The following is a 7,299-nucleotide window of genomic DNA, read 5'->3' on the forward strand; positions in this document are numbered from 1 at the left end:
GCCCAAGCCGACGCCTTTCGTGCCCGGCTGCTCGGCGAGTGTTCGCTTCAGGGTGGACACGCACCCCGTAGTGGTGACGGTGAGGGAAAGGATGAGGGAAAGTGAATACCGGCGCATTGGGTGATCCTGCTTATTAGGAAATCAGTAGTGCCATGTGATGATTATAGCCCACATTGCGCCTGTATTACTGCCTGGTTTTCTGCGAGAATTGCTGAGATCACGGGGGTAAGTTGAGTGGGTTATCGCCCCCGCTATGTTTAGGTAACGTGATGCTTTGTACTTCTGAGCTCCTTCTTCAAGCTGCTCACACCCTCTGCGACGCGATCGCCGATCTCACCTTCGCCCCGCCGGTCGCCTACGTCTACAACCCCCTGATCTACGCCCATGCCGGCTACGAGGCCTACGTCCGCCGCTACGGGGACGGCCGCAAGCGCGTCGTGTTCCTCGGCATGAACCCGGGGCCCTTCGGGATGGCGCAGACCGGGGTGCCCTTCGGGGACGTCAAGATGGTGCGGGAATGGATGGGGATCGAGGTCCCCATCGGCAAGCCGCCCAAGGAGCATCCCAGGCGCCCCATCGACGGCTTTTCATCCAAGCAGAGCGAGGTGAGCGGCACCCGGCTCTGGGGGGCTGCCGCCGAGCGCTACGGCACGGCCGAGGCCTTCTTCCGGGACCACTTCGTCGTCAACTACTGCCCGTTGGTCTTCATGGAGCAGACGGGGGCAAACCGCACGCCGGACAAGCTGCCTACGAGCGAGCGAGATCCCCTCTTCGAGGCCTGCGATCGCCACCTTTCCCGGGTGATCGCCGCGCTCGAGCCCGAGTGGGTGATCGGGGTGGGGGCCTTCGCCGAGGCCAGGGCCAAGCGCGTTCTCTCGGGCACGACGATCAAGATCGGCCGGGTCCTGCACCCGAGCCCCGCGAGCCCCGCCGCGAACCGGGGCTGGGCCCAAGCCGCCGCAAGGGAGCTCGCGGCGCAGGGCGTCTGCCCCTCGGCTTGAGGAGCCACCCTCCGAGGGAGCTCGCCGCTTGCTCGGCGTAGGCCACGAAGCTGCGCGCCGAGACTCCGATGCAGGCGTAGAGCGCCACCAGCCACAGGGGGACCAGCGCGCTCCCCGACGACGGGAAGTGGTAGAGGCCGTGGCTCAACAGGATGCTCTCGAGCCCCGGTCCCAGGGCGATGCCCAGGACCGCCGCCAGCGCGTCGCCGCGCTGCCGGACCCAGCAGCAGCGCAGCCCCAGGGCCAGGAGCATCAGGGCGAAGGCAAGCCATGGCGAGAGGTTGGCGGTGAGCGACAGGCCGATCGCCGTCGCGAAGAGCGCCACGTCCGTCGGGTGCGGCCGGCACGGCCCGATCAGCCGGGTCATGTGGCGCAGGGCGATGCCGCTCAGCGCCCAGTACAGGAAGACGAAGCCAGGCAGCATCAAGAGCGCGGCCGGCGCGGCGTAGACCGTGACCCCCGAGGCCGTCTGGCCCACGTCGATGGCCGATCCGAGCGTCAGGCCGAGCAGGTAGAACGCGGCGTCCAGCGCCTCTCGGCCGACGAGGAGCATCAGGGCCGCCCCGACGAGCAGGACGGGATAGACCAGCCAGCTTTGATAGCTCAGGGCCATGCCGACGCAGGACAGGGCCAGGATGCCTGCGATCGCCAGCGAGCGCTTCATCGCTTCCTCCCGCGGATTTCCGCGGGCCGGTTATAGCACCGCTCACCCGCGACGTCCTCGGCGGGATCGCAGAGCGCTGAAGCGCGTTACAGGCGAGCGCCCCTCGGCCATCACGACCGAGGGGCGCTTGCTGTCTCGGGATGGGCGCTCGCTAGCCGCCTGCGAAGTCCTCCTCCCAGTACTCGTGCGCCCCGCGCGCGTCGGCGCGGCGCTGCTCGAGCTCGTCCTTGCGCAGCTGCACCCGCCGGATCTTGCCCGAGATGGTCTTGGGCAGCTCGCCGAACTCCAGGCGCCGGATGCGCTTGTAGGCCGCGAGGTTCGCGCGGGCGAAGGCCAGGATCTCCTGGGCGAGCTCGGCCGACGGGACCTGGCCGGGCTTGAGGGCGACGATGGCCTTGGGCACGCTCAGGCGCAGCGGGTCGGGGCTCGGGATGACGGCGGCCTCCAGCACCGCCTCGTGCTCGATCAGCACGCTCTCCAGCTCGAAGGGGCTGATGCGGTAGTCGGCGCTCTTGAACACGTCGTCGGCGCGGCCCACGTACCAGTAGTACCCCTCGGAGTCGCGGCTCGCCACGTCGCCGGTCGGGTAGAAGGCGCCGCCCAGGAGGCGCTCGCTCTTCTCGGGGTCGTCCAGGTAGCCCTTCATCAGCCCCACGGGCGCCGGCTCGAGCCGCAGGGAGAGCTCGCCCTCGTGCCACTCCTGGCCGTCCGCGTCGATCAGGGCCACCCGGTAGCCCGGCAGCGGCCGGCCCATCGAGCCCGGCCGGATGGGCTGGCCGGGGGTGTTGCCGATCTGGGCGGTCGTCTCGGTCTGGCCGTAGCCGTCGCGGATCGTGATCCCCCAGGCTTCCTTGACCTGCCGGATCACCTCGGGGTTGAGGGGCTCGCCCGCTCCCACGATCTCGCGGAGCTTGAGCGGGTAGGCGGAAAGGTCCTCCAGCATGAGCATGCGCCAGACGGTGGGCGGCGCGCAGAGGGTGGTGACGCCGTGCTCCACCATCTGCTCCAGGGTGCGCTTGGCATCGAAGCGCTGGTAGTTGAAGACGAAGACCGTGGCCCCCGCGTTCCAGGGAGCGAAGAAGTTGCTCCAGGCGTGCTTGGCCCAGCCAGGCGAGCTGATGTTGTAGTGGACGTCGCCCTCCTGCAGCCCGATCCAGTACATGGTCGCGAGGTGCCCGACCGGATAGCTCTGGTGGGTGTGGGTGACGAGCTTGGGCTTGGCGGTGGTGCCCGAGGTGAAGTAGATGAGCAAGGGGTCGTCGACCGCCGTCGGGCCATCGGCCTCGAAGGCCTCGAGGGCGCCGTCGGCCTCGGCGTAGGATCGCCAGCCCGCAACGCTTCCACCCACCACGATGCGGGTGAAGGCGAAGGAGAGGCCCTCGAACTTGGCGGCCCCCGTGGGGTCGGTCAGGACGTGCTTGACGCCGCCTCGCTCGAAGCGATCCTCCAGGTCCTCGGGGGCGAGCAGGGTGGTGGCGGGAATGAGGACCGCCCCCAGCTTGATGGCAGCGAGCATGATCTCCCAGAGCGGCACGATGTTCGGCAGCATGAGCAGGATCCTGTCCCCGCGCCTCACGCCCTGCTGCCGCAGCCAGTTGGCGACCCGGCTCGAGCGCGCCGCGATGGCGGCGTAACTCAGCTTCTCCACGTTTCCGTCGTCAGAGACCACGATGAGCGCTGGCCGCGCGTTGTCGCGGGCGTAGACGTCGAAGTAGTCGAGGGCCCAGTTGAACTGGGTGAGACTCGGCCAGGCGAAATCTCGGTAAGCCCTTTCATAATCTGTCCGGCTATCCCGCAGGAAATCACGTGCCTTTATGAACGCAGCAGCTCCCGACGCCATAGATACCTCCTGTATTGGGTCCGTTCGCCTTCTTCATACCCGTCGAACCGCGCGATGAATGCAGGCAAGCGCCTATCTGGCGGCGTCGCGGCAAGCGAGACCGTCGAGCAAGATTTACGTAGATACTTCAGATGACCTTCAGATAGGTTCCGCTAGAATGGTCTCGTGGGCAGGCGTCAAGTCGTGCCATTTGATACTGAGGTGAATTGTTATGGGTCGGCTTAGCGACAATTATCGTTTCAATGAATCAAACCTGAAACTGAGGAGGCAATTTCTTCGCTTGGAGAGCGAAGATGTTCGCTTGCTGGCGAGCCTCGTTCCCTGGATCGATCGCTGGGCCCCCACCATCGCCCGGGAGTTTTACGACCACCAGTTCGCCTTCCAGTCCACGCTCGAGTTCTTCCAGGCGCACGCGCAGGGTCGAGGCACCCCGCTCGACAAGCTGCGCTCCCACCTCGAAGCCTCGCAGACCGGCTACCTGCGGCAGATCTTCCACGAGGCCGAGCAGGGCGAGTGCTTCGGCGTCGGCTACTTCGAGAAGCGCCTCAAGGTCGGCAAGCTCCACAACGTCATCAACCTGCCCCTCAAGTGGTACGTGGGCAGCTACCCGCTCTACCAGGACCTGGTCGAGAAGTACCTGCTAAAGAGCTTCCCGCTGCGCCCCTTGTTCCGCGCGAGGGCGCGTCGCGCCATCAACAAGGTCTTCAACTACGACATCCAGGCGATCACCGACGCGTTCTTCTTCGACTACCTGGAGTCGATCGGGCTCGACCTCCACAGCATCGCGATCCGGCGCCCCGATCACGACCTGTCGGATTACTACGACCAGCTCAAGTCGGTGGTCCGTCAGTCGATGAGCACGACCATTCGCACCGCCGGGATCCTCGGCGAGAGCAGCACCCTGCTCGCGAACGACACGGCCAGGGCGCGCGAGACCATCCTGTCGATCTCGTCGAGCATCCAGCAGGTGGCGGGCAACGCCCAGGCCCTGTCGGAGAACGTCGACCAGACCGCGAGCGCCATCGAGAAGATGGCCACCAGCGTCCAGTACGTCGCGGGCAACTCCGATCGGCTCGCCGGCTCGGTCAACGAGACCGCGAGCGCCATCGAGGAGATGACCTCGAGCATCCAGCAGGTGGCAGGCAACGTCGCCGAGGCCAACCGCGTGGCGGCGGAGGCCTCGGACGCCGCCCACCGCGGCAGCGTCTCGGTGGACCAGACCATCGAGGGCATGTCCCAGATCAACCAGGCGATGCGCGAGGTGGTCACCGTCATCGAGAAGCTGGGCAAGAGCTCGGCCGAGATCGGGGCGATCATCGAGGTGATCGACGACATCGCCGAGCAGACCAACCTCCTGGCCCTCAACGCGGCCATCGAGGCGGCGCGGGCCGGCGACGCGGGCCGGGGCTTCGCGGTGGTCGCCGACGAGGTGCGCAAGCTCGCCGAGCGCTCGGTCCGTGCCACCGGCGAGATCGCCACGCTGATCAACGGCATCCAGCGCGAGTCGGGCCAGGCCGTCACATCGACCAAGCGCGGTGACGCGGCCATCCAGGCCGGCACCCGGCTGGCGCAGGGAGCGGGCGAGGCGCTGCGAGCCATCGTCGGCTCGGTGGGGCAGGTCCGCGACCTCATGGCGCAGATCACCCACTCCACCCAGGAGCAGGCCCAGGCGGCCGGTCAGATCAACCAGGCCGTCACCCAGATGAGCGGCCTGACCCGCGAGGTCACGGGCGCCGCGCAAGGGCAGGCGGCAAGTTCCGAGGAGATCATCCGTGCCGTCGACGTCATGAGCCGCATGACGCGCGAGGTCTCACAGGCGACCCATAGCCAGCACCGGGACAGCGAGGTGATGGTGGGCGCCGTCGAGCGCCTCGACGGCCTCTCGCATGAGCTGCAAGGCCAGGCTCAGGACATGCTCTCGGCGGTGGCCTCCTTCCGAGACACCGACGCCGATTCCGGCACGCGCCAGGTGACGAGCACGAATCAGCCGACCCCTCGGCTGCTGGCGGGGCGTTAGACGCGCTTTTCTCGCATCGTTCACCGGGCCACGCCAAGACGCTCGCCGAACCACTCGGCGGGTGTCTTGGCTTGTGGGTGAGGCCCGCCTAGACGTCCTCAGCCCGCGTCATCATCCCAGGGGATGATGACGCTTGATCGCAGCGCCCCCATAATTTGACTCACTAATTCCGGGTAAGCTTTCTAGGGGGCGATTCATCGCGCTCCTCGGGGGGGGATTTTTCAAGCCTTGTTCGGCATCGGTTGCTTTCGAGCAGAATCCTGCCCGGTCACGTTGGATTGCTGGAGGGACCATGAAGCGCCTATACGATCTCAAGATCGGCCCGAAGATGATGGTGTCGCAGGGGGTGTCGCTCGCCTTCATGCTGGCCATCCTGCTCACCGCCGTCTGCGGGACCCAGAGCTTTTTGACGAGCCTTGATCAGACGCGCCGCCTCTCCGAGGCCCAGGACTCGCTCAGGATGATGCAGCTGAGCGTCTACCGCGAGATCATCGCCATGCGCGGCTACATCATCTCGGGGAGCCCGGCGGGCCTCGACGACCTCGAACCGGCGCGAGAGGCCTATCGCGAGGCCCTGAGCGCGAGCGAGCGCCTCCTCGCCGGCACCCGTCACGTCGCGGCGATCGCCGGGATCGACCGCGCCCGGGGGGCGGCCGAGGCGAAGCTCCAGGAGAAGCGCCGCCTTCGCGAGCGGGGGGACCTCGAAGCGATCATCCGCATCGAGCAGACCGTCATGCCCCGGCTGCTCGGTGACTTCAACGCCGCCATCAACGACCTGAAGCGCGAGGTGATCCAGGAGAGCGACGCTTCGGCCCAGGGCACCCGCGACCTCGCCAGCCATCTGATGGTCGGCCTCGTCCTGGTCGGTGTCCTCAGCCTCCTGCTGAGCACCCTGCTCGCCACGCGGATCGCGAACAGCGTCACCGTCCCGCTCAAGCGCCTGATCGCGACCGTCGAGGACCTGGCCAGAGGGGAGCTGCCCGAGCGGGTCGAGAAGCGCTACCAGGATTGCGTGGGCGATCTGGCGGACGCCTTCAACGTGATGCTCGGCGAGCTGCGCGGGATCATCGCCCAGGTCAAGGGGAGCGCGAGCGCGGTGGCCGCCTCCGCCGACCTCATCGACGCGCGGACCGAGGCGCTGGGCAAGTCGGCCGAGATCCAGGCCTCGGCCGCCGATCAGACGTCGGGGGTCACGGGCGAGATGGCCGCGAGCCTCCAGCAGGTGGTGGGCAACACCGAAGCCCTCCAGCAGAGCGTCGAGGCCACCTCGAGCTCCATCAAGCAAATGGCCGCCTCGATCGGCCAGGTCGCGGACAACGCGGACTCGCTGGCCACCGTGGTCGGCGAGACCTCGGCCAGCATCGAGCAGATGACCGCGAGCATCGCCCAGGTCGCCGAAAACGTCCGGCACGCCAACGCGGCGGCCGCGCGCGCCTCTCGCGTCGCGGACGACGGTAGCAAGGCCGTTTCGCAGACCATCCAGGGGATGCAGCGGATCCACCGGGTCATGGACGGGGTGGTCGGGGTCATCGAGGGGCTCGGCAAGAGCTCGGCCGAGATCGGCAACATCATCGAGGTGATCGACGACATCGCCGAGCAGACCAACCTGCTGGCCCTGAATGCGGCCATCGAGGCGGCCCGGGCCGGCGAGCACGGCAGGGGCTTCGCGGTGGTCGCCGACGAGGTGAGGAAACTCGCCGAACGCTCGGCCAAGGCCACCGGCGAGATCGCCACGCTCATCAAGGGGATCCAGAAGGAGACCTCCCAGGCCATCGCG

5 protein-coding genes are annotated in these 7,299 nt (G+C 67.3%); 3 read left to right on the forward strand and 2 right to left on the reverse strand.

What is annotated here, in order from left to right; genetic code table 11:
- Window positions 1-269 precede the first annotated feature (269 nt).
- On the forward strand, window positions 270-1,001 hold the full coding sequence (locus V6D00_01945) for a uracil-DNA glycosylase family protein (GenBank protein ID HEY9897919.1): 732 nt from the start codon (window positions 270-272) through the stop codon (window positions 999-1,001).
- On the opposite strand, the gene V6D00_01950 is transcribed toward V6D00_01945, so the two are convergent.
- Both V6D00_01950 and V6D00_01955 read right to left on the reverse strand, forming a co-directional pair.
- The gene (locus V6D00_01950; protein ID HEY9897920.1) at window positions 889-1,665 is read right to left on the reverse strand and encodes a DUF2878 family protein; all 777 of its coding nucleotides are present in this window, start codon (window positions 1,663-1,665) and stop codon (window positions 889-891) included. The genes V6D00_01945 and V6D00_01950 overlap by 113 nt on opposite strands.
- 151 nt (window positions 1,666-1,816) lie before the next feature.
- Window positions 1,817-3,505, reverse strand: a complete 1,689-nt coding sequence (locus V6D00_01955) for an AMP-binding protein (GenBank protein ID HEY9897921.1) — start codon at window positions 3,503-3,505, stop codon at window positions 1,817-1,819.
- 211 nt (window positions 3,506-3,716) lie between these two features.
- Here V6D00_01955 and V6D00_01960 point away from each other — a divergent pair, with 211 nt between their 5' ends.
- The gene (locus V6D00_01960; GenBank protein HEY9897922.1) at window positions 3,717-5,522 is read left to right on the forward strand and encodes a methyl-accepting chemotaxis protein; all 1,806 of its coding nucleotides are present in this window, start codon (window positions 3,717-3,719) and stop codon (window positions 5,520-5,522) included.
- 292 nt (window positions 5,523-5,814) lie between these two features.
- Window positions 5,815-7,299 (forward strand): methyl-accepting chemotaxis protein (locus V6D00_01965; GenBank protein HEY9897923.1); only part of this gene is annotated, 1,485 nt, incomplete at its 3' end.

Origin of the sequence: Pantanalinema sp., from assembly GCA_036704125.1 — a bacterium.
GTDB lineage: Bacteria > Cyanobacteriota > Sericytochromatia > S15B-MN24 > UBA4093 > JAGIBK01.

Coding starts and splice junctions, on each gene's coding strand:
- V6D00_01950 (HEY9897920.1), bottom strand. CDS start 1,665: ATGAAGCGCTCGCTGGCGATCGCAGGCATCCTGGCCCTGTCCTGCGTC.
- V6D00_01945 (HEY9897919.1), top strand. CDS start 270: ATGCTTTGTACTTCTGAGCTCCTTCTTCAAGCTGCTCACACCCTCTGC.
- V6D00_01960 (HEY9897922.1), top strand. CDS start 3,717: ATGGGTCGGCTTAGCGACAATTATCGTTTCAATGAATCAAACCTGAAA.
- V6D00_01955 (HEY9897921.1), bottom strand. CDS start 3,505: ATGGCGTCGGGAGCTGCTGCGTTCATAAAGGCACGTGATTTCCTGCGG.